Genomic DNA, 21,435 nt, shown 5'->3' with positions numbered 1-21,435 from the left:
CGCCTCGGCCGCGGCGAGCGTGGCCGGGTCGGGGTCGAGCGCGTCGACCCGCAGGCCGTGTGCGACGAGACGGCGCGCGAAGCGGCCCGTGCCGCAGCCGACGTCGAGCGCGGTGCGGGCGCCCGGCGGCAGATGACGCAGCAGGAGCGGGTGGTAGTGGTCGTTGTGGTCGAACGGCATGGGGGAGGACCCTGGCAGGCGGCGGATGAGCTGGGCGTAAGGGAGGGAGCGGCCGGTGTCTGACCTGCACGGACGCCCGGCCGGAGCCCTTCCCGGAAAAGTTTTCCGAGAAAATCCGGCGGCCGTGTCGATCCGGCTGCCGCCCGTTCGACGCAGGAGTGAGAGACCGGGAACGAACCACCCCCCCCGGCCTACGACGGAAAGGCGCCTCGGAGAAGACCGGAGGCGCCACGCAGAACTGGAGACGATCATGCCCCGCTATCTGACGATGGTCCGTATCGACGAGCGCAACGCCCCCGCCGAGGGCCCCAGCGACGAGCTGATGCAGCGCATGGGCGAGCTCATCGAGGAGATGACCAAGGCCGGCGTGCTGCTCGACACGGCGGGGCTGACCCCGTCCGCGCAGGGCAAGCGCGTGCACTACGCCAAGGGCGACATCACCGTCACCGACGGCCCGTTCACCGAGACCAAGGAGGTCGTCGGCGGCTACGCGATCATCCAGGCGAAGGACGAGGCCGAGGTCCTCGAGTGGACCAAGCGGTTCCTCCGGGTCCACGGGGAACAGTGGACCGTCACCTCCGAGGTCCGCGAGATCATGGAAGGCTGACGGATCACGGAAGGCTGACGGATCATGGAAGGCTGACCGTTCCGGGCCTTGGCCGAAGGCCCTCCCCGGTGTCTGATGGTGGGCTGTGACAGAGCCACGTTCCACGGCCCACCCGGACGCCGCCGCGACCCGCGCCATCGAGACGGTCTTCCGTATGGAGGCGCCGCGCATCATCGCGGCCGTCACCCGCGTCGTGCGCGACGTCGGCATCGCGGAGGAACTGGCGCAGGACGCGCTGGTCGCAGCCCTCGAGCAGTGGCCGCAGGCCGGCGTCCCGGACAGCCCGGGCGCCTGGCTCACCGCCGTCGCCCGGCGGCGGGCCGTCGATCTGGTGCGCCGCCGCGAGAACTACGCGCGCAAGCTCCAGGAGGTGGGCAGGGCGACGGAGTTCGCGTACGAGGCACCGGCCGTGGCCGACCCCGACGACATCGACGACGACCTTCTGCGCCTCGTCTTCATGAGCTGCCACCCGGTGCTCTCCGCCGAGGCCCGCGTCGCGCTCACCCTGCGCCTGCTCGGCGGCCTGACCACCGCCGAGATCGCCCGCGCGGTCCTCGCCCCCGAACCCACGGTCGCCCAGCGCATCGTCCGCGCCAAGCGCACCCTCGCCACGCGCAACGTCGCCTTCGAGGTGCCGGCAGGGCTCGACCGCGGCGCCCGCCTCGGCTCGGTCCTGGAGGTCATCTACCTCATCTTCAACGAGGGGTACGCGGCGACTGCCGGCGACGACTACCTGCGGCCGGGCCTGTGCGAGGACGCCCTGCGGCTCGCCCGGGTGCTCCAGTCGCTGATGCCCAAGGAACCCGAAGTGCACGGCCTCGCCGCCCTGTTGGAGCTCCAGTCCTCCCGCGCGGGCGCCCGTACCGCGGCCGACGGCTCGCCCGTCCTGCTCCGGGACCAGAACCGCAGCCGCTGGAACACGCTGCTGATCCGGCGCGGATTCGCCGCGCTCTCCCGTGCGGACGCGGTGTCGTCGGGCCCGCCCGGCTCGTACGTCCTCCAGGCCGCGATCGCCGCGTGCCACGCCCGGGCCCACACGTGCGAGGCCACCAACTGGCGCCAGATCGCCACCCTCTACGGCCTCCTCGCGGCCCGGTCCCCGTCCCCGGTCGTGGAGTTGAACCGGGCGGTGGCGGTGTCGATGGTCGACGGCCCCGCGGCCGGCCTCGACCTGGTCGCCCCCCTCACCGACGAACCGGCCCTACGGGACTACCACTTGCTGCCGAGTGTGCGGGGGGATCTGCTGGAGCGGCTGGGCCGTTTCGCCGAGGCACGGACGGAGTACGCGCATGCGGCGGCGCTGGCACGCAACGAGCGGGAACGAAACTTCCTGCTCGCCAAGTCCCGCACAGCCGGCGACAACCTCAGCCCTGAATCAAGCCCTTCCGGCGATTGAGGAGCGGGGTCCGGGGCGGAGCCCCGTGACAGCAACGGTTCAAGCCCCGGCACGTGACACAGGCTCCCCGAGCAACATCGTCGGCGCCCCCGCGACCCGGGTCAGAAACACCGTGGCCGCCCGCTTCCCATAGGGCTTGGGCATAGCCTTCCGCCGCAACTCCTCCGGCTCGACAGCCGACCCCCGCTTCTTCACGGTCAACACCCCCACCTCCCGCTCCCGAAGCAACACCTTCAGCTTCTTCACGTTGAAGGGAAGCTGCCCGTTGATCTCATACGCGGAGGCGTACGGACTGACCCGCAGCTCGTCAGAGGTCACGTACGCGATGGTCTCGTCGATCAGCCCGCCCCCGACCTGCTCGGCCACCTCGGCGACCAGATGCGCCCGGATGACGGCACCGTCGGGCTCGTACAAGTACCGCCCCACAGACCGTACTTCGGGATCCGGCAACCCCCGGCCGACCAGCTCACGCGGCCCCGGCAACAGCGTGGCCCGCATCCGGCCCGGCTCCGTGCCGAACCACAGGACGGCCTCCTTCACGTCCCCGGCGTCCGAGATCCACTCGGCCCCGGCCTCCGGCGGGATCGCCTCGTGCGGGATGCCCGGCGCGATCTTCAACGCGGCGCGCGGCGCCGAGAGGGCGGCGGAGACGGCCCAGGACAGCGGCGGGGAGTAGGCCTCGGGGTCGAAGATCCGGCCGCGCTTGGCCGAGCGCCGCGCCGGGTCCACGAAGACGGCGTCGTACGCGGACGTGTCGACCTCCGTCACATCCGCCTCCCGCACCTCGATCAGGTCGTCGAGGCCGAGGGCGGCCACGTTGGCCCGTGCGACGGCGCAGGTCCCCGGGTCCCGGTCGACGGCGAGTACGGAGATGCCCGCGCGGGCCAGCGCGATCGCGTCGCCGCCGATGCCGCAGCACAGGTCGGCGACGGACCGGACGCCCAGGGCGCGGAAGGACTCGGCGCGGTGGGCGGCGACGCCGGTGCGGGTCGCCTGCTCGACCCCGTTCGGCGTGAAGTACATGCGGGCCGCGTCCGCCGGCCCGAACTTCGCCACCGCCCGCTGCCGCAGCCGCGCCTGGGCGAGCGCCGCCGAGACGAGCTCGGCCGGATGCTCGCGCCGCAGCCGGGTGGCGAGCGCGAGCTCCTGCGCCGGGTCGTGGTCGCGCAGCGCGTCGAGCAGGGACTGACCCTCGGGGGTGAGGAGGGCACGGAAGTCGGCGGAAGCGGGGGAGGAGCTCACCGTGCCCATTGTGGGCCAGTCGGAGGACGGTGCGCGCACGGTGGCGGTGTCGGCCCCTGATCACGGGCCTGAACTGCGAGGATCCGGCGCCATGCAACTAGTACGACAAGATGAGGAAGCCGCTCCGAAGCTGACTCGTGCAAGATCCGGCCGGCGGGCCGCGCCCCGCGCCACGGCGGCCCCGCTCGCGGTCGCCGCCCTCGCGGTCGCCTCGCTCACCGGCGGCTGTAGCGGCGGATCCGGCGGCGGACCCGACGGTGGCACTGCGCGGCCGGCCCCCGGCCGGCAGGCCCTGAACGCGCCGGCCGCCCGCGCCCTGGACGCGTACGCCACGAAGCTCAGGGCCGAGCGGGCCCGGCGCGTCGCCGCGGCCGCGCGCTGGGGGCTGGCCGACGTGCCGCTCCCCGCGCCAAAGCCGCCGACGAAGAAGCCCGTCATCGAGCCGAGCGAGGGCTTCGAGGTCGCCGGACAGACCGAACTGGACCTGCCGCCCGTCTTCACGACCGTCCCCACCAAGAAGAAGATCGTCTTCCTCACGATCGACGACGGGGCGGAGAAGGACCCGCGGTTCCTCAGGATGATGAACGAGTTGCGGATCCCGTACACGGCCTTCCTGGCCGACGCCGAGGTCAGGCCCCGGTACGCCTACTTCAAGAAGGCGCAGCGTCTGGGTGTCACCCTCAACAACCACACGCTGCACCACCGTTACCTGCCGGGCCTCTCGTACGCGCGGCAGAAGCGCGAGATCTGCGGCATGCAGAACGTGATCGAGAAGCACTACGGCAAGCGGCCCACGCTCTTCCGGCCGCCGTTCGGCGACTACGACCGCACCACCCTGAAGGCGGCCAAGGCCTGTGGCATCGAACACGCGCCGATCTGGAACGCCGAGGCCTTCCCCGACCGCATGGAGCACCGCGCGTGGGACCGGTCCCTCCACCCGGGCGACATCGTCCTCACGCACTTCCGGGGCCGCAAGGACTGGAAGGGCACGATGCCCGACATGGTCCGCACGTTCATGAAGTACGTCACCGACAAGGGGTACGCGGTGGCCCGCCTGGAGGACTACCTGTGACCACTGTCCGGGCGAGCGCGGCCGGAGTGCGACGGGCGGTCGCCTGCGCCCTGGCCGCCGCACTGCTCACCGGCTGCGCCCAGTCCGTCGACCCGATCGAACGTCTGGGCAGAAAGGCGGCACAGAAGGTCCGCCACCACCCACGCCCCGCGGTGACGGGTGCCCCCGGCGCTCCCGCGGCCTCACCCCATGCCCCCGCCCCGGGCCCGGCCTCCGTCCCGTCCCTCCGGCCCGCCCCGGCGCCGAGGCCCGCCGCCCACCGGGTGTTCGCCCCTCGCGCCCGGGGCGCGGTTCCGCCGGTGGTCACCCGCGTCCCGACCCGGGACAGGGTCGTCTTCCTCACCTTCGACGACGACGCCGGGAAGGATCCCCGTTTCGTCGGCCTGGTCCGCGACCTTCGCCTGCCGGTCTCGGTGTTCCTCACGCACTCCGTGGCCGGCCCCGGCCACGACCACTTCGGGCAGCTCCGCGCGCTCGGCGCCGGCGTGGAGAACCACACCCTCACGCACCCGCTCCTGCCCGGCCTCGGCTACGTACAGCAGCACGCCGAGATCTGCGGCCAGCAGACGCGCCTCAAGGGGCGCTTCGGCACGGCCCCGCACCTGCTCCGACCGCCCTACGGCGCGTACGACGCGAACACGCTGCGCGCGGCGGGCGCGTGCGGCATCGAGGCGATCGTCGTGGGCCACGCGTACGCCGAGGGCGACCGCCTCCGCCCCGGCGACATCCTCCACACCCCCGCAGGCGCCCGCCTCACCGAGACGACGAAACACCTGCTGCACCGCATCCACACCCAGCACCTGACGGTGGCCCACCTGGAGACATACCTCTAGAAGAACCCCGCCCAGGGGCGCGGGGAACGGCGCGAGCAACCACCCGCAACCCGCCCCCGGCAAGCGCTCGCACCCCCCACGGCGGGCGCCCGCACCCACCCCCAGCCCCGCCGAATCCCGCCGCCGCGACGCGGACGATTGGCACTCCGCTTGACCGAGTGCTAATCGCGGTCATAGTCTCGGCCCTGGCACTCACCACTGGAGAGTGCCAACAGCGACGGGCAGGTCCGGCACCCGCGACGACGGATCCACCTGGTCGCCACCCCAGACTGTTAACCCCGTAGATCTCCGAAGGGGGAGACCGGATCGTGACGACCGCCAGCTCCAAGGTTGCCATCAAGCCGCTCGAGGACCGCATTGTGGTCCAGCCGCTCGACGCCGAGCAGACCACGGCCTCCGGCCTGGTCATTCCGGACACCGCGAAGGAGAAGCCCCAGGAGGGCGTCGTCCTCGCCGTGGGCCCGGGCCGCTTCGAGAACGGCGAGCGCCTTCCGCTCGACGTGAAGACCGGCGACATCGTGCTGTACAGCAAGTACGGCGGCACCGAGGTCAAGTACAACGGCGAGGAGTACCTCGTCCTCTCGGCCCGCGACGTTCTCGCGATCGTCGAGAAGTAAGCAAGCCGAGAAGCACCTGCTGCATTGAACAGCGCCCCTGGCACCCGCGACCGTAAGAAGCCGGGGTCGGGGGCGCGGTTCGTTCACCAAGCTTCACCCCTAGTTTTCCGAGAGGGCTGAACCGCTCCCATGGCGAAGATCCTGAAGTTCGACGAGGACGCCCGTCGCGCCCTCGAGCGCGGCGTCAACAAGCTTGCCGACACGGTCAAGGTGACGATCGGCCCCCGCGGCCGCAACGTCGTCATCGACAAGAAGTTCGGCGCCCCCACCATCACCAACGACGGTGTGACCATCGCCCGCGAGGTCGAGGTCGAGGACCCGTACGAGAACCTCGGCGCGCAGCTCGTGAAGGAGGTGGCGACCAAGACCAACGACATCGCGGGTGACGGCACCACCACCGCCACCGTGCTGGCCCAGGCCCTGGTCAAGGAAGGCCTGCGCAACGTTGCCGCGGGTGCCTCCCCGGCCGCCCTGAAGAAGGGCATCGACGCCGCCGTCAAGGCCGTGTCCGAGGACCTGCTCGCCACGGCGCGCCCGATCGACGAGAAGTCCGACATCGCGGCCGTCGCCGGTCTGTCCGCCCAGGACAGCCAGGTCGGCGAGCTCATCGCCGAGGCGATGGACAAGGTCGGCAAGGACGGTGTCATCACCGTCGAGGAGTCCAACACCTTCGGCCTGGAGCTCGACTTCACCGAGGGCATGGCCTTCGACAAGGGCTACCTGTCCCCGTACTTCGTCACCGACCAGGAGCGTATGGAGGCCGTCCTCGACGACCCGTACATCCTGATCCACCAGGGCAAGATCGGGTCCATCCAGGACCTGCTCCCGCTCCTGGAGAAGGTCATCCAGGCCGGCGGCTCGAAGCCCCTCCTGATCATCGCCGAGGACGTCGAGGGCGAGGCCCTGTCGACCCTGGTCGTGAACAAGATCCGCGGCACGTTCAACGCCGTCGCGGTCAAGGCCCCCGGCTTTGGTGACCGCCGCAAGGCGATGCTGCAGGACATGGCCACCCTCACCGGTGCCACGGTCATCGCCGAAGAGGTCGGCCTCAAGCTCGACCAGGCCGGTCTGGACGTCCTCGGCTCCGCGCGCCGCGTGACCATCACCAAGGACGACACCACGATCGTCGACGGTGGCGGCAACAAGGCCGACGTCGACGGCCGCGTCAACCAGATCAAGGCCGAGATCGAGAACACGGACTCCGACTGGGACCGCGAGAAGCTCCAGGAGCGCCTCGCGAAGCTCGCCGGCGGCGTCTGCGTCATCAAGGTCGGCGCCGCGACCGAGGTCGAGCTCAAGGAGAAGAAGCACCGTCTGGAGGACGCCATCTCCGCGACCCGCGCCGCGGTCGAGGAGGGCATCGTCTCCGGTGGTGGCTCCGCGCTCGTCCACGCCGTGAAGGTCCTCGAGGGCTCCCTCGGCAAGGAGGGCGACGAGGCCACCGGTGTCGCCGTCGTCCGCCGCGCCGCCGTCGAGCCGCTGCGCTGGATCGCCGAGAACGCGGGCCTCGAGGGCTACGTCATCGTCTCCAAGGTCTCCGAGCTCGACAAGGGCTTCGGCTACAACGCCGCGACCGGCGAGTACGGCGACCTGGTCAAGGCCGGCGTCATCGACCCGGTCAAGGTCACGCGCTCCGCGCTGGAGAACGCCGCGTCCATCGCCTCGCTGCTCCTGACGACCGAGACCCTGGTCGTCGAGAAGCCGGCGGAGGAAGAGCCCGAGGCCGGTCACGGCCACGGTCACTCCCACTGACGCGCTCCGCTGAAGTGACCTGAGGTCCGGCCCCCTGTGTTCTGGGGGGCCGGACCTCTTGGTTCTGCGGATGCGCGTCTGCCTGGTTTCGTTCGTTGCCGGGTGCCGCTTTTGTTGTGGCTGGTCGCGCAGTTCCCCGCGCCCCCCTAGCGGGGGCCGTACTTGCGGCCCGTCCTTGAGGTGACTCCGCCCAGCAGGCCCCGCGGCGTCACCTTCACCACGCCCATCAGCGCCTTGTACCGCGGGTCCGGGATCGAGAGGGACTTGCCGCGGGCGAGATCCGCGAGCGCCGCCTCGACCAGTTTGTCGGCATCCAGCCACATCCACTTCGGGATGTTGCCCGTGCCCATGCCGGCCCGCTGGTGGAACTCCGTACGGACGAAGCCGGGGCAGAGCGCCATCAGCCGCACCCCGGTGCCCGCCAGGTCCTTCGCCACGCCCTGCGTGAACTGCACGACCCACGCCTTCGACGCGCCGTAGGTGCCGCGCGGCACGAACGCCGCCACCGACGCCACGTTGATCACGCCGCCGCGCCCGCGCTCGCGCATCACCTCCGTGGCCGCCGACGTCAGCCGCAGCACGGCCTCGCAGTGCACCTTCAGCATCATCAGCTCGTCGGCCATGGGCACTTCCAGATAGCGGCCCTTGTTGCCGAACCCGGCGTTGTTGACGAGCAGATCGACCGCGGCCTTACGGTCCCGCAGCCGCTCCTCGACCGCCGCGATGCCGTCGTCCGTGGCGAGGTCGGCGGTGAGCACCTCGGCCTCGATGCCGTGCCGGTCGTGCAGTTCGGTCGCCTGCTCCTGGAGCCGCTTCGTGTCGCGCGCGACGAGCACCAGGTTGTGGCCGTCGGCGGCGAGGCGCCGGGCGAAGGCGGCGCCGATGCCCGCGGTGGATCCCGTGATCAGTGCCGTAGTCATGCACCAAGGTTAGTGACGGTTCAGTGGTGCTCGTGATCACCGGAATCGGTACCGGCCGGTGTCCGCGCCCGCTGCCCCTTGTCGACGACCACGAACTGGCCCATCATCCCGCCGTCCTCGTGATACAGCAGGTGGCAGTGGTACATGAACGGGACGCCCGGGTCGGCGAACTCGGGCCCGCCGTCGAACCGCAGCACCATTTTCAGGGTCGTCCCGCTCGGGACGAACACCGTGTCCTTGCGCCCGCGCAGCTCGGGCGGCGGCGTCCTGCCGTCCACCTCCACCACCCTGAACTGCACGTCGTGCACGTGGAAGTTGTGCGGCATCCCGTGGTTGTTGCGCACGGTCCACGTCTCGGTGGTGCCGCGCGTGACGGTCTCGTCGACGCGGTCCATGGCCATGGCGCGCCCGTTGATCCCGCCCTCCCCGAGTTCGAAGTGGCGCGAACGGACCGCGGCGCCGGCCTCGGGAAGCTCCGGCTCGCCCAGTGCGGCGGGAACCGCGGGGGAGGGCCGGAGCCGCTTCGCCGCCCGGAACTGCAGTACGTCGAACGAGTCGTCGCCGCCGTTGAACCGCGTCTGCCAACCGCTTCCGTAGTTGTCCTGCGGATGGCTGCGCAGCACGGCCCGCTCCCCGGGCACCATCCGCACGACCACCTCGGCCCGCTCCCCGGGGGACAACTGGATCCGTTCCATGGCGGCGGGCCGCTCCAGCAGCCCGCCGTCGGTCCCCACGAGCGCGAACCGACGCCCGTTCGAGAACCCGAAGGCGTACGTCCGTGCCGTCGACGCGTTCAGCAGCCGCAGCCGTACACGCTCGTCCCGTACGACCTGGTAGGGGTCGAGGGTGCCGTTCACCATGGTCCGGTCGCCGAGGAAGCCGGCGGACCGCATCATCTTGTGCCCGTGGTCGAACGCCGCTCCGTCGAATCGCACGTCCTGCACGATGACGGGCAGATCGTCGACCCCGTACGTCTTCGGCAGCGCGAGCCGCTCGCTCCTGTCGTCGTCGACGAGGAACATTCCCGCGAGCCCGCGCTGGACGTGCCGTTCGGTCTTCCCGTGCGGGTGCGGGTGGTACCAGAGGGTGGCCGCGGGCTGGTCGACGCTCCAGCGCGGCGTCCGCTCCCGGCCCGGGCCGATCATCTGGTGCGGGCCGCCGTCCATGCGGGCGGGCAGATGCATGCCGTGCCAGTGGACGGTGGACGCCTCGTCGAGCCCGTTGCGGACGCGGACCGCGACCTTCTCGCCGCGCCTGGCGCGCAGCGTCGGGCCGAGGTAGTCGCCGTTGAAGCCCCAGGTCGGCGTCGTGCGGCCCGGGGTGAACTCCTTGCCGCCCTGCTGCATGCGCAGGTCGAAGACGCGCGTGCCGTCCTTCTTGTCGACGTGCGACGGGGCGAGCGACGGCACCGCCAGTTCGTTGCGGAAGTCCGCCGTGCCGACGGTGCTCACCTTCGCGTCGTTCCAGAGCCACAGCACGCCGCCGCCGACCGCGAGAGCGATGACGGCGACGAGTGAGCCGAGGACGAGAAGGACACGCCTGAGCCGGAAGGTGCGCTTCTTGGAGGCCATGCGCCGAGCCTGGCGCCGGCCGGTCCCCGCCCGCATCGGGGACGGTCCCCGAACCGCCCCGGACCTCAACCCCCTTACCGCATAAGGGTTTTCCCCTACCTGCCCTGCTCGCCGTACTTCCGGACGTACTCCCGCGCCACCCGCTCCACCTCACCGTGCAGCGCGTCCCCGGCGGCCAGCACGCGCGGCAGCAGCTCGCGCTCGGTCATCAGGGCCCGGAACTCGAAGGCGACGGTCACCTCGTGCGCGGGCCGGCGCACGATCTCGATGGCGTCCCCCGCCCGGATCTCGCCCGGCTCGATCACCCGCAGGTACGCACCCGGCCGCTTCTCCTGCGTGAACCGCTTGACCCAGGTCTTCTCGCCCAGGTGCCCCTGGAAGGTCTTGCACGGGATGCGGCTGGCGCTCACCTCGAGGAGCAGATCGGGGCCGATCCGCCAGCGCTCGCCTATCTTCGCCCCGCACACGTCGACGCCCTCGGTGGTGAGGTTCTCGCCGAACGTGCCGCTGGGCAGCGTCCGGCCCAGCGTCCGCTCCCAGCTGTCCAGGTCCTCCCGCGCGAACGCGTACACGGCCTGGTCGTCGCCGCCGTGGTGCCGCATGTCGCACACGGCGTCCCCGGCGAGGCCGCTCGCGCCGGTCCCCTTCGCTCCCGGCGCGGTGACCCGGACAGGGCCCTCGACCGGCCGCTTGTCGATGCCGGTCACGCCGTCGGGCTGGTCGGTGTAGTCGACGGCCTCGGGACGGCCGAGATTGAGGGAGAGCAGCTTCATGGCAGGGACGCTACGGGACCCGTGACCAAAGTCGCCACGCATTAAACGGCGCTTCCCCCAAGCGCCGCTTATGCTTGAACCATGATCGAGGCCCGTCATCTCCGTGTCCTGCGCGCCGTGGCCGCCACCGGCTCCTTCTCGGCGGCCGCCCGCGAGCTGGGCTGCACCCAGCCCGCCGTCAGCCAGCAGATGAAGGCCCTGGAGACCTCGGCCGGCACCCCGCTGCTGATCCGCACGGGCCGCGAGATGCGCCTGACCCAGGCCGGCGAGGCCCTCGTCCGGCACGCGGCGGGCATCCTCGCCGGGCTCACCGCGGCCGAGGAGGAGGTCGCCGCGATCGCGGGCCTGCGCGCCGGCCGCGTCCGCCTCGTCTCCTTCCCCAGCGGCAGCTCGACCCTGGTCCCGACGGCGCTGGCCGCCCTGCGCGCCGCGCACCCGGGCACCCGCGTCTCCCTGGTGGAGGCGGAGCCCCCGCGCTCGGTGGAGATGCTGCGCGAGGGCGACTGCGACGTGGCGCTCGCCTTCCGGTACGAGGGCGCGCACACGGCGGAGGAATGGGACGACCTGGTCGTCCGCCCCCTGCTCGCCGACCGCCTCGTCGGCCTGGTCCCCGAGGCGCACCCGCTCGCCGGCGCGGGCTCGGTGACCATCGACGCGCTCGCCGACGATCCGTGGATCGCGGGCTGCCCGCGCTGCCGCCGCCAGCTCGTCGAGGTGTGCCGGAGCGCCGGGTTCGCGCCCCGTATCGACTTCGCCACGGACGACTACCCGGCCGTGGTCGGCCTGGTCGGCGCGGGGCTCGGAGTTGCCGTCCTGCCCGAACTGGCCATCGAGTCCGTTCGCCCCAAGGGTGCACGCACAGTGACCGTCGAGCCCCCTGTGCGGCGGGAGATCGTCGCGCTCACGCTGCCCGATCTGGCCCAGGTACCGGCGGTCGCGGCCACCCTCGACCAGTTGGCGACGGCCGCCACCCGCTGAGCGCGGGCGGAAGCACCCGCGCCCGCAACGGCGTGAACGCATCCGGGCGCGCCCACGGTCGCCACGTCCGCAGAAACGTTCCTTCAGTGAGGGGCGGCCGTGGCCGCGGCCCCGCCGGCCCCCGCCGCCGCCGTGACGAGCCGGTTGCGGGCCCGTCCCATCAGCTCTTCGCGCTCGTCCTCGGTCAGCCCGCCCCACACGCCGTACGGCTCACGCACCTGTAGGGCGTGAGCAGCGCACTCCGCGCGGACCGGGCACCTCATGCAGACCTCTTTCGCCGAGTTCTCACGCGCACTGCGCGCTGCTCCTCGCTCGCCTTCCGGGTGGAAGAAGAGCGAGCTGTCGACCCCGCGGCAGGCCGCGAGGAGCTGCCAGTCCCAAAGATCAGCGTTCGGTCCGGGAAGGCGGGAGAAATCTGCCATTGCGTTGTCCCCTTGTAGCCGGTTGTGACGCGGATACGGTGCCCATGACCGTACATCTACTATCTAAGGAGATGAAAATATGACTCATTGCGAATCTAGCTACAGACACCAGCAAAAGGGAAGAAAAGCCGCTAAATGGGGCATAGCTTGTGATGAAAAGTTGAGGGTGCGCGGCGGCGTCTGCACTGTGTCCGGCCCCTCACGTAGAGTGCCGAAGGAGGCCGTCCGACCCGTAACTCTTTCGAGTGACCATCGTTGAGAGTGCGGAGGCGGTTGAAGGAAAAAGCGCTCGGGCATCTGTCCGAGAGCGTCGACCGCACAGGTGACGATTCGTACAAAGCCTGGAGGCTCAAGGTGACGCGCATCAGCTGCGGAGGACGGTCATGACATCCGTCCTCGTCTGCGACGACTCCCCGCTTGCCCGAGAGGCGCTGCGCCGCGCGGTCGCGACCGTACCCGGCGTCGAGCGCGTGACGACCGCGGCCAACGGCGAGGAGGTCCTGCGCCGCTGGGGCGCCGACCGCTCGGACCTGATTCTGATGGACGTACGCATGCCCGGCCTGGGCGGCGTCGAGACGGTCCGGCGGCTGCTCTCCGCCGACCCCGGTGCGCGCATCATCATGCTCACCGTGGCCGAGGACCTGGACGGGGTGGCGCTCGCGGTCGCCGCCGGAGCCCGCGGGTATCTGCACAAGGACGCCTCGCGCGCCGAGCTGCGGGCCACGGTGACGCAGGCGCTCGCCGATCCGACCTGGCGGCTCGCTCCGCGCAGACTGCGTTCGGCCGAGATGGGCGCGGCGCCCACGCTCACCGCGCGTGAGATCCAGGTGCTCGAGGGCATGAGCCACGGCCGGTCCAACGCCGAGATCGGGCGCGAGCTGTTCCTCTCCGAGGACACGGTGAAGACGCACGCGCGCCGGCTGTTCAAGAAGCTCGGGGCGTCGGACCGGGCCCATGCGGTCGCGCTCGGATTCCGCTGGGGGCTCGTTCGGTAGCGCCCTCCACCGGGTTTGCCGCGTGGGGCCGGTGGTGGTGGGCAGCTCTCGTAGTGGCCGGCCGCGCCCCGCGGCGGAGCCGCTGATGGGATGCTCCCCGCGTCCCTGAGGGGCGCCGGGAGACGCGCCCCTCCCTCGTTTCGCGAGTCATGCCGCATCCTTGAGGGTGTGGAGTTCCTCGGGGACGACGAGTCGGGCGAGCAGGGTCAGCGAGAGGGGAGGGCGCAGGAGATGAGTTCCGGCGCACCTGCTCATAACGCTTCGGTGCACAACCAGGACCGCGGTGCCACGGACCGCGCGCCGGCAAGGCACCATGGACCGATGCGCGACGACGAGGCACCGACCCCGCAAGGGGTCGTCGGTACGCTCGTCGGCCGCGCCGTCGACGGCGACGAGCAGGCCACGCACGATCTGCTCGCGCACGTCCATCCACTGGCCATCCGCTACTGCCGCACCCGGCTGTCCCGGCTGCCCGGTGACGCGCGGCACTTCGTGGAGGACCTCGCCCAGGAAGTCTGTGTAGCGGTGCTGCTCGCGCTGCCGCGCTACAAGGACACCGGGCGGCCCTTCGAGGCGTTCGTCTTCGCCATCGCCGCACACAAAGTCGCCGATCTGCAGCGGGCCGCCATGCGGGGGCCCGGATCGACGGCCGTGCCCTCCGACGAGATGCCGGAGCGGCCCGATGACTCCCTCGGCCCCGAGGAGCGGGCGCTGCTCAGCAGTGACGCCGAGTGGGCCAAGAAACTCCTAGCGAACCTCCCGGACAACCAGCGGGAGCTGCTGCTTCTGCGGATCGCCGTCGGGCTCACCGCCGAGGAGACCGGGCAGATGTTGGGCATGTCACCCGGCGCCGTGCGGGTCGCGCAGCACCGGGCACTGAGCCGCCTGCGGGCGCTCGCCGAGCAGTAGTGGAGAGCCCGGCCGCCCCCGTGGGAACGTACAAACCAAGCCGATGATCTTGATCGTGGAATGAGACACCTCTTGTTCCCGTTAGCATGGACATCCGCACCGATCAAGGCCATTTGGGGAAGGTGTCATGACTGCATACGTCGACGGAGTGCCCGAGAAATTCGCGACGCTCGGGCTGACCTACGACGACGTGCTGCTGCTGCCCGGCGCGTCGGAAGTGCTGCCGAACGCGGTCGACACCTCGTCCCGCATCTCCAGGAACGTCCGGGTGAACATCCCGCTGCTGTCCGCGGCGATGGACAAGGTCACCGAGTCCCGGATGGCGATCGCCATGGCCCGCCAGGGCGGCGTCGGCGTGCTGCACCGCAACCTGTCCATCGCGGACCAGGTCAACCAGGTCGACCTCGTGAAGCGTTCCGAGTCCGGCATGGTCACCGACCCGATCACCGTGCACCCCGACGCGACCCTCGAAGAGGCCGACGCGCTCTGTGCGAAGTTCCGCATCAGCGGCGTCCCGGTGACCGACCCGGCGGGCAAGCTGCTGGGCATCGTCACCAACCGCGACATGGCGTTCGAGAACGACCGCAGCCGTCAGGTCCGTGAGGTCATGACGCCGATGCCGCTCGTCACCGGCAAGGTCGGCATCAGCGGTGTCGACGCCATGGAGCTGCTGCGCCGCCACAAGATCGAGAAGCTTCCGCTGGTCGACGACGCCGGGGTGCTCAAGGGCCTCATCACCGTCAAGGACTTCAAGAAGGCCGAGCAGTACCCGAACGCGGCCAAGGACGCCGAGGGCCGCCTCCTCGTCGGCGCCGCCGTGGGCGCGAGCCCCGAGGCCCTGGAGCGGGCGCAGGCGCTGGCCGGGGCCGGGGTCGACTTCCTCATCGTCGACACCTCGCACGGCCACAACAGCAACGCGCTGAGCTGGATGTCGAAGATCAAGTCCAGCGTCGGCGTCGACGTCATCGGCGGTAACGTCGCGACGCGTGACGGCGCCCAGGCCCTCATCGACGCCGGTGTCGACGGCGTCAAGGTCGGCGTGGGACCGGGCTCGATCTGCACCACCCGCGTCGTCGCGGGCATCGGCGTCCCGCAGGTCACCGCGATCTACGAGGCGGGTGTCGCAGCCCGCGCGGCGGGCGTCCCGGTCATCGGCGACGGCGGCCTGCAGTACTCGGGCGACATCGGCAAGGCGCTCGCCGCCGGCGCCGACACCGTGATGCTCGGCTCGCTGCTCGCGGGCTGCGAGGAGTCGCCGGGTGAGCTGATGTTCATCAACGGCAAGCAGTTCAAGTCGTACCGGGGCATGGGTTCGCTCGGTGCCATGCAGTCGCGCGGCCAGGGCCGCTCGTACTCCAAGGACCGCTACTTCCAGGCCGAGGTCTCCTCCGACGACAAGCTCGTGCCCGAGGGCATCGAGGGCCAGGTGCCCTACCGCGGCCCGCTGGCCAACGTGCTGCACCAGCTCGTCGGCGGCCTGCGCCAGACGATGGGCTACGTGGGCGCGGCGAGCGTCGACGAGATGGAGACCAAGGGCCGCTTCGTCCGCATCACGTCCGCGGGTCTCAAGGAGAGCCACCCGCACGACATCCAGATGACGGTCGAGGCACCGAACTACAGCCGTAAGTAACACTCAGAGCCTGTCTTTGAACCCCCTCCCCCAGCTAACGCTGGGAGGTGCCCCCAGCGCCCCGACGCCCGGCACGCACTCCCCCAAGCTGCACGGTGCCCCAGGACAGGTGGCTCCGCCACATGACCTGGGACTCCGCACACCGATCGCACGCACCGACCGCCGCTGCGCCCGCGCTTCGCGCGGACGACGGGGGTTCAAAGACAGGCTCTGACGCCTGGTGAGGGGCGGTCCCGGATTGCCGGGGCCGCCCCTCGCTGGTGTGTCGGGGATACTGGACACGCAGACCAAGAGGGAAAGGCCCACATCACGTGACTGAGATCGAGATCGGGCGCGGCAAGCGCGGCCGCCGCGCGTACGCCTTCGACGACATCGCCGTCGTACCGAGCCGGCGCACCCGCGACCCGAAGGAGGTCTCGATCGCCTGGCAGATCGACGCCTACCGCTTCGAGCTGCCGTTCCTGGCCGCGCCCATGGACTCCGTCGTCTCGCCCGCGACCGCCATCCGCATCGGCGAGCTGGGCGGCCTCGGCGTCCTGAACCTCGAAGGCCTGTGGACCCGGTACGAGGACCCGCAGCCGCTGCTCGACGAGATCGCCGAACTGGACACCGACAACGCGACCCGTCGCCTCCAGGAGATCTACGCGGCCCCGATCCAGGCCGACCTGATCGGGCAGCGCATCAAGGAGGTGCGCGACTCCGGTGTCGTCACCGCCGCCGCGCTCTCCCCGCAGCGCACCGCCGAGTTCTCCAAGGCGGTCGTGGACGCGGGCGTCGACATCTTCGTCATCCGCGGGACCACCGTCTCGGCCGAGCACGTCTCCGGTGCCGCCGAGCCGCTGAACCTGAAGCAGTTCATCTACGAGCTCGACGTGCCGGTGATCGTCGGCGGCTGCGCCACGTACACCGCCGCGCTGCACCTGATGCGGACCGGCGCCGCGGGCGTCCTCGTCGGCTTCGGTGGCGGCGCCGCGCACACCACGCGCAACGTGCTGGGCATCCAGGTGCCGATGGCGACCGCCGTGGCGGATGTCGCCGCCGCGCGCCGCGACTACATGGACGAGTCCGGCGGCCGGTACGTGCACGTCATCGCCGACGGTGGCGTGGGCTGGTCCGGTGACCTGCCCAAGGCCATCGCCTGCGGCGCGGACGCCGTCATGATGGGCTCGCCGCTGGCCCGCGCCACGGACGCGCCCGGCCGCGGTCACCACTGGGGCATGGAGGCCGTCCACGAGGACGTGCCGCGCGGCAAGAAGGTCGACCTGGGCACCGTGGGCACCACCGAGGAGGTCCTGACCGGGCCCTCGTCGACGCCCGACGGGTCGATGAACATCTTCGGCGCGCTGAAGCGGGCCATGGCGACGACCGGCTACAGCGAGCTCAAGGAGTTCCAGCGGGTCGAGGTCACGGTGGCCGACTCCCAGCACCGGCGCTGACGCTGAGTCGTAGCAGGCTGTGTCGTAGCAGAATGTGAGTGGGGCCCCGCCGGATCGGCGGGGCCCCACTCACGTTCCGGTCGGCTCAGCCGGCCGAGCGCTTGGCCGCGCCGAACGCCGCGATGCCCGCGATGGCGAAGAAGACGAAGGTGAGGAAGTCGGAGTCGGCCTTCCACGCCTCGTTGAGGATGTCGAAGTGGTCGATGAACAGCTCGGTCACCGTCACCGGGAGCTGCTTGGCGCCGATGATGGCCTCGCCGAGCAGCTGGCCGAAGTAGACGCCGATCAGCGACATGATCACGGCGACGACGGGCGCCGCGGGGTTGCGCCCCGCTACCTTGCCCGTGACGAGGCCGACCAGGAAGCCGACGCCGACGGCCGCGTAACCGATCTCGCGCTCGATGCCGCCGATGATGCCGCCGTACGCGCCTGCCGCGGCCAGCATCGTCACGAAACCGGCGAGGACGCCGAGGCCCAGGTTGCCGCGTGCGGGAGCCGGCGGCGGGGGCATGAAGCCGCCCGGCTGGCCCTGCTGCTGCGGGAACGGGGCGTACGGCTGCTGCTGCTGGTCCTGCTGCGGGTAGCCGTAGCCGGGCTGCGGCGGCTGCTGGGGCGGCTGCTGCTGGGCGTACGGATTGGCGTCCTGTGGCGGTGGCGGCTGGGTCATGCGGTCCCCCCGTGGAGTGAACGTGGGCACGGGTGTGCCCAGAAAGCCCGCACAGTAGCAGTCAGAGGCGGTGTGCGGCCCCCGCCGGGGTCGCTCCTCTGGTGTCCAGGAGGAGCTGGGCCTTCACCGCGAGACCTTGCAGGTCGTACGTGCGGTGGTGCTGGAGCAGGATCGTCAGGTCGGCGTCGGCCGCGGCCTCGTAGAGGGAGTCGGCGCGCGGGACCGGGCGGTCCAGGACGTTCCAGGACGGGACGTAGGGGTCGTGGTAGCTGACGGCCGCGCCGAGTTGCATGAGGCGGGTGGCGATCTCCTGGGCGGGGGCACCCTGCCGGTCGGCGAGGTCGGGCTTGTACGTGATGCCGAGGAGCAGGACGCGGGCGCCGCGGGCGGACTTGCCGTGCTCGTTGAGGAGCGTGGCCGCGCGCTGGACGACGTAGGCCGGCATGTGGTCGTTGACCTGGCGGGCCAGTTCCACCATGCGCAGGGGGCGGGTCGGGAGGTGGCGCGAGGTGAGGTCCTGGGGGAGGGCGTGGCCGCCGACGCCGGGCCCCGGGCGGAAGGCCTGGAAGCCGAACGGCTTGGTCTCGGCGCAGCGGATGACGTCCCAGAGGTCGACGTTCAGGTCGTGGCAGAGCACGGCCATCTCGTTGACCAGGGCGATGTTGACGTGGCGGTAGTTGGTCTCCAGGAGGTGGACCGTCTCCGCCTCGCGGGGGCCGCGGGCGCGGACGACCTTGTCGGTGAGGCGGCTGTAGAAGGTCGCCGCCGACTCGGTGCAGGCGGGGGTGTAGCCGCCGATGACCTTGGGGGTCGAGGCGTAGGGCTGCGTGCGGTTGCCGGGGTCGAGCCGGCCGGGGGCGTGGGCGAGATGGAAGTCGCGGCCGGCGCGCAGGCGCGAGCCCTCTTCGAGGAGGGGGAGCAGGACGTTCTCGGTGGTGCCCGGGGGGACCGGTGACTCGATGATCACGGTGGTGTGCGGGCGCAGGTGGGCGGCGAGGGTGCGGGTCGCCTCGATGACGGGGGTGAGGGAGGGGGCGCCGTCGGCGCCGGGCGGGGTGGGGGCACAGATGACGGCGGTGCGTACGCGGCCCAGTTCGGCGGGGTTCGCGGTGGGGCGGAAGCCGCCGGCGAGCATGCGGCGGACGTCGGCGGCGGTCAGGGCCGCGTCGTCGCCGTCGCCCGGGACGCGGCCCGCGGCGAGGTCCTGGGCGCGGGCCGGGTCGTGGCCGACGGTCGCGATCCTTGCGGCGACGGCGGCCTGCGCGAGCGGCAGACCGAGGTGGCCGAGGCCGACGACGGCGAGATCTGCGGGCATGGCTGGTGCCGTCCTTCCCGGGAGGCGGCCCGGCTTTTAGCCGGAGCGGGACGAGTGCGCAAGCCCGGTGGACAGGACGGGCGAGCGCACTGTCACACTAGGAGTAAATATGACCGATATGCGGTATTGCGCCGCGATGGGCCGCGGAGTGTTGCGCCGCACCCTGGCTCGACCTCGTAGTGGCCGTAACGGGGTACTGGGTGAAGAATCGGGACAAGTCGCCTCCGGGGTCCTGCTTGCGTCCCGTGAGCCCGGGTACACCTGCCGGTGAGTGCCTAGGGCGCCGACGACAGCGGGAGGCAGCAGTGAAGGCAGCGACACTGGGACCCGAGCAGCGCGCACAGGCTCTTGCGGCGATGGCCGAGGGGGAGCTGGACATTCTTGTCGTGGGCGCAGGCGTGGTCGGCGCGGGGACCGCCCTCGACGCCATGACGCGGGGCCTGTCCACCGGCCTCGTCGAGGCGCGGGACTGGGCCTCGGGCACATCGAGCCGGTCCAGCAAGCTGATCCACGGCGGGCTCAGGTATCTGGAGATGCTGGACTTCGCCCTCGTACGGGAGGCGCTGAAGGAGCGGGGGCTGCTCCTGGAGCGGCTCGCACCGCATCTCGTGAAGCCCGTGCCGTTCCTGTACCCCTTGCAGCACAAAGGCTGGGAGCGGTTGTACGCGGGATCGGGCGTCGCCCTGTACGACGCCATGTCCATGGCGCGCGGGCACGGGCGCGGGCTGCCCACGCACCGGCATCTGTCGCGGCGCCACGCGCTGCGGGTCGCGCCCTGCCTGAAGAAGGACGCGCTGGTCGGCGCCCTGCAGTACTACGACGCCCAGATGGACGACGCGCGGTACGTCGCGACGCTGGTGCGGACCGCCGCAAAGTACGGCGCGAAGGTCGCCAACCGGGCGCGGGTCACCGGATTCCTGCGCGAGGGCGAGCGGGTCGTGGGGGCGCGCGTGCAGGACGTGGAGGGCGGCGGCGAGTACGAGATCCGCGCCAGGCAGGTCGTCAACGCCACCGGTGTGTGGACCGACGACACGCAGGCCATGGTCGGCGAGCGCGGCCAGTTCCACGTCCGCGCCTCCAAGGGCATCCACCTCGTCGTGCCGAAGGACCGCATCAACTCCACCACCGGACTGATCCTGCGCACCGAGAAGAGCGTGCTCTTCGTGATCCCGTGGGGCCGGCACTGGATCGTCGGCACGACGGACACCGAGTGGGACCTCGACAAGGCCCATCCGGCGGCGTCCAGCGCCGACATCGACTACCTCCTTGAACACGTGAACTCCGTACTGGGCGTGCCCCTTTCACGCGACGACGTACAAGGGGTGTACGCCGGTCTGCGGCCGCTGCTCGCCGGGGAGTCCGACGCCACCAGCAAGTTGTCGCGCGAGCACACCGTGGCGCACCCCGTGCCGGGGCTCGTCGTGGTCGCCGGCGGGAAGTACACGACCTACCGGGTCATGGCGAAGGACGCCGTGGACGAGGCCGTGCACGCGCTCGACCAGCGGGTCGCCGAATGCGTGACCGAGGACGTGCCGCTGGTGGGCGCCGAGGGGTACCGGGCGCTGTGGAACGCGCGGGCCCGGATCGCCGCGCGCACCGGACTGCACGTGGTGCGCATCGAGCATCTCCTCAACCGGTACGGGGCGTTGGCGCAGGAGGTCCTGGAACTCATCGCCGCGGACACCGGTCTCGGGGCGCCCCTGGGCGGCGCCGACGACTATCTGCGGGCGGAGATCGTGTACGCGGCCTCGCACGAGGGGGCCCGGCACCTCGACGACGTGCTGACCCGGCGGACCCGTATCTCCATCGAGACGTTCGACCGCGGGACCCGGTCCGCGCGGGAGGCGGCCGAACTGATGGCGCCCGTGCTCGGCTGGGACAAGGACCAGGTGGAGCGTGAGGTCGCGCACTACGAGAAGCGGGTGGAGGCGGAGCGCGAGTCCCAGTTGCAGCCGGACGACCTCACGGCCGACGCGGCGCGGCTCGGGGCGCCCGACATCGCACCGTTGTGACGGTCCGCTGAGCCGCCGTGGTCGCCGTGCGCGGGGCGGGTGTTGTGCCTCGGCGCGCTCCCGCTGGTCAAGAGGGCTACGGCCAGGGCCTTGCCCTTGGTGACGAGC

20 protein-coding genes are annotated in these 21,435 nt (G+C 71.2%); 12 read left to right on the top strand and 8 right to left on the bottom strand.

Annotation, left to right across the window (positions count from 1 at the left end; genetic code table 11):
- Nucleotides 1-180: class I SAM-dependent methyltransferase (locus ABD366_RS02550; protein WP_324770594.1), on the bottom strand; the 180-nt coding region annotated here is incomplete at its 3' end.
- Between the two features lie 250 nt (nt 181-430).
- Here ABD366_RS02550 and ABD366_RS02545 point away from each other — a divergent pair.
- Together ABD366_RS02545 and ABD366_RS02540 are read left to right on the top strand one after the other, a co-directional pair.
- Nucleotides 431-787: a YciI family protein gene (locus tag ABD366_RS02545; RefSeq protein ID WP_324770595.1), complete on the top strand. Its 357-nt coding sequence runs from the start codon at nt 431-433 to the stop codon at nt 785-787.
- Between the two features lie 85 nt (nt 788-872).
- Entirely contained in the window at nt 873-2,183 is a 1,311-nt protein-coding gene (locus ABD366_RS02540) for an RNA polymerase sigma factor (protein ID WP_324770596.1), read from the top strand.
- A 39-nt stretch (nt 2,184-2,222) separates the two neighbouring features.
- On the opposite strand, the gene ABD366_RS02535 is transcribed toward ABD366_RS02540, so the two are convergent.
- The gene (locus ABD366_RS02535; protein WP_324770597.1) at nt 2,223-3,434 is read right to left on the bottom strand and encodes a THUMP-like domain-containing protein; all 1,212 of its coding nucleotides are present in this window, start codon (nt 3,432-3,434) and stop codon (nt 2,223-2,225) included.
- A gap of 82 nt (nt 3,435-3,516) precedes the next feature.
- On the opposite strand from ABD366_RS02535, the gene ABD366_RS02530 reads away from it, so the two are divergent.
- The 4 genes from ABD366_RS02530 to groL all read left to right on the top strand — a co-directional run bounded on the left by ABD366_RS02530 (nt 3,517) and on the right by groL (nt 7,699).
- Nucleotides 3,517-4,497: a polysaccharide deacetylase family protein gene (locus ABD366_RS02530; protein WP_344440993.1), complete on the top strand. Its 981-nt coding sequence runs from the start codon at nt 3,517-3,519 to the stop codon at nt 4,495-4,497.
- Nucleotides 4,494-5,330, top strand: a complete 837-nt coding sequence (locus tag ABD366_RS02525; protein WP_324766871.1) for a polysaccharide deacetylase family protein — start codon at nt 4,494-4,496, stop codon at nt 5,328-5,330. The genes ABD366_RS02530 and ABD366_RS02525 overlap by 4 nt, the downstream gene beginning before the upstream one ends.
- Before the next feature lie 308 nt (nt 5,331-5,638).
- A complete protein-coding gene (gene groES / locus ABD366_RS02520; RefSeq protein ID WP_016434667.1) occupies nt 5,639-5,947 on the top strand; it encodes a co-chaperone GroES in 309 nt (102 codons plus the stop codon).
- A gap of 129 nt (nt 5,948-6,076) precedes the next feature.
- A complete protein-coding gene (gene groL, locus ABD366_RS02515; protein WP_324766869.1) occupies nt 6,077-7,699 on the top strand; it encodes a chaperonin GroEL in 1,623 nt (540 codons plus the stop codon).
- Nucleotides 7,700-7,845: 146 nt separating this feature from the next.
- On the opposite strand, the gene ABD366_RS02510 is transcribed toward groL, so the two are convergent.
- From ABD366_RS02510 to ABD366_RS02500, 3 genes are all read right to left on the bottom strand, one after another.
- Entirely contained in the window at nt 7,846-8,619 is a 774-nt protein-coding gene (locus tag ABD366_RS02510) for an SDR family NAD(P)-dependent oxidoreductase (protein ID WP_324766868.1), read from the bottom strand.
- Nucleotides 8,620-8,639: 20 nt separating this feature from the next.
- A complete protein-coding gene (locus ABD366_RS02505) occupies nt 8,640-10,190 on the bottom strand; it encodes a multicopper oxidase family protein (protein WP_324766866.1) in 1,551 nt (516 codons plus the stop codon).
- Nucleotides 10,191-10,285: 95 nt separating this feature from the next.
- A complete protein-coding gene (locus tag ABD366_RS02500; RefSeq protein ID WP_324766865.1) occupies nt 10,286-10,963 on the bottom strand; it encodes an MOSC domain-containing protein in 678 nt (225 codons plus the stop codon).
- A gap of 81 nt (nt 10,964-11,044) precedes the next feature.
- On the opposite strand from ABD366_RS02500, the gene ABD366_RS02495 reads away from it, so the two are divergent.
- Complete coding sequence (locus ABD366_RS02495) at nt 11,045-11,941, top strand: LysR family transcriptional regulator (RefSeq protein WP_324766864.1); 897 nt, start codon at nt 11,045-11,047, stop codon at nt 11,939-11,941.
- A gap of 83 nt (nt 11,942-12,024) precedes the next feature.
- On the opposite strand, the gene ABD366_RS02490 is transcribed toward ABD366_RS02495, so the two are convergent.
- Nucleotides 12,025-12,363: a WhiB family transcriptional regulator gene (locus ABD366_RS02490; protein ID WP_324766863.1), complete on the bottom strand. Its 339-nt coding sequence runs from the start codon at nt 12,361-12,363 to the stop codon at nt 12,025-12,027.
- A gap of 383 nt (nt 12,364-12,746) precedes the next feature.
- Here ABD366_RS02490 and ABD366_RS02485 point away from each other — a divergent pair, with 383 nt between their 5' ends.
- The 4 genes from ABD366_RS02485 to ABD366_RS02470 all read left to right on the top strand — a co-directional run bounded on the left by ABD366_RS02485 (nt 12,747) and on the right by ABD366_RS02470 (nt 17,333).
- On the top strand, nt 12,747-13,358 hold the full coding sequence (locus ABD366_RS02485; RefSeq protein WP_003948568.1) for a response regulator transcription factor: 612 nt from the start codon (nt 12,747-12,749) through the stop codon (nt 13,356-13,358).
- 321 nt (nt 13,359-13,679) lie between these two features.
- A complete protein-coding gene (locus ABD366_RS02480) occupies nt 13,680-14,267 on the top strand; it encodes a sigma-70 family RNA polymerase sigma factor (protein WP_324766861.1) in 588 nt (195 codons plus the stop codon).
- 127 nt (nt 14,268-14,394) lie between these two features.
- Entirely contained in the window at nt 14,395-15,897 is a 1,503-nt protein-coding gene (gene guaB, locus ABD366_RS02475) for an IMP dehydrogenase (RefSeq protein WP_324766860.1), read from the top strand.
- 311 nt (nt 15,898-16,208) lie between these two features.
- Nucleotides 16,209-17,333, top strand: a complete 1,125-nt coding sequence (locus ABD366_RS02470; protein WP_324766859.1) for a GuaB3 family IMP dehydrogenase-related protein — start codon at nt 16,209-16,211, stop codon at nt 17,331-17,333.
- Between the two features lie 85 nt (nt 17,334-17,418).
- On the opposite strand, the gene ABD366_RS02465 is transcribed toward ABD366_RS02470, so the two are convergent.
- Nucleotides 17,419-18,000, bottom strand: coding sequence for a hypothetical protein (locus ABD366_RS02465; protein ID WP_324766858.1), 582 nt, complete (start codon nt 17,998-18,000; stop codon nt 17,419-17,421).
- 61 nt (nt 18,001-18,061) lie between these two features.
- Entirely contained in the window at nt 18,062-19,315 is a 1,254-nt protein-coding gene (locus ABD366_RS02460; protein ID WP_324766856.1) for a nucleotide sugar dehydrogenase, read from the bottom strand.
- 305 nt (nt 19,316-19,620) lie between these two features.
- Between ABD366_RS02460 and ABD366_RS02455 the strand changes: the two genes are divergently transcribed.
- Nucleotides 19,621-21,327, top strand: a complete 1,707-nt coding sequence (locus tag ABD366_RS02455) for a glycerol-3-phosphate dehydrogenase/oxidase (protein WP_324766855.1) — start codon at nt 19,621-19,623, stop codon at nt 21,325-21,327.
- Nucleotides 21,328-21,435 lie beyond the last annotated feature (108 nt).

It is taken from the genome of Streptomyces kunmingensis, assembly GCF_039533535.1.
Taxonomy (GTDB): Bacteria; Actinomycetota; Actinomycetes; order Streptomycetales; family Streptomycetaceae; genus Streptomyces; species Streptomyces kunmingensis.
This window is presented reverse-complemented; position numbering and strand designations above follow the sequence as displayed.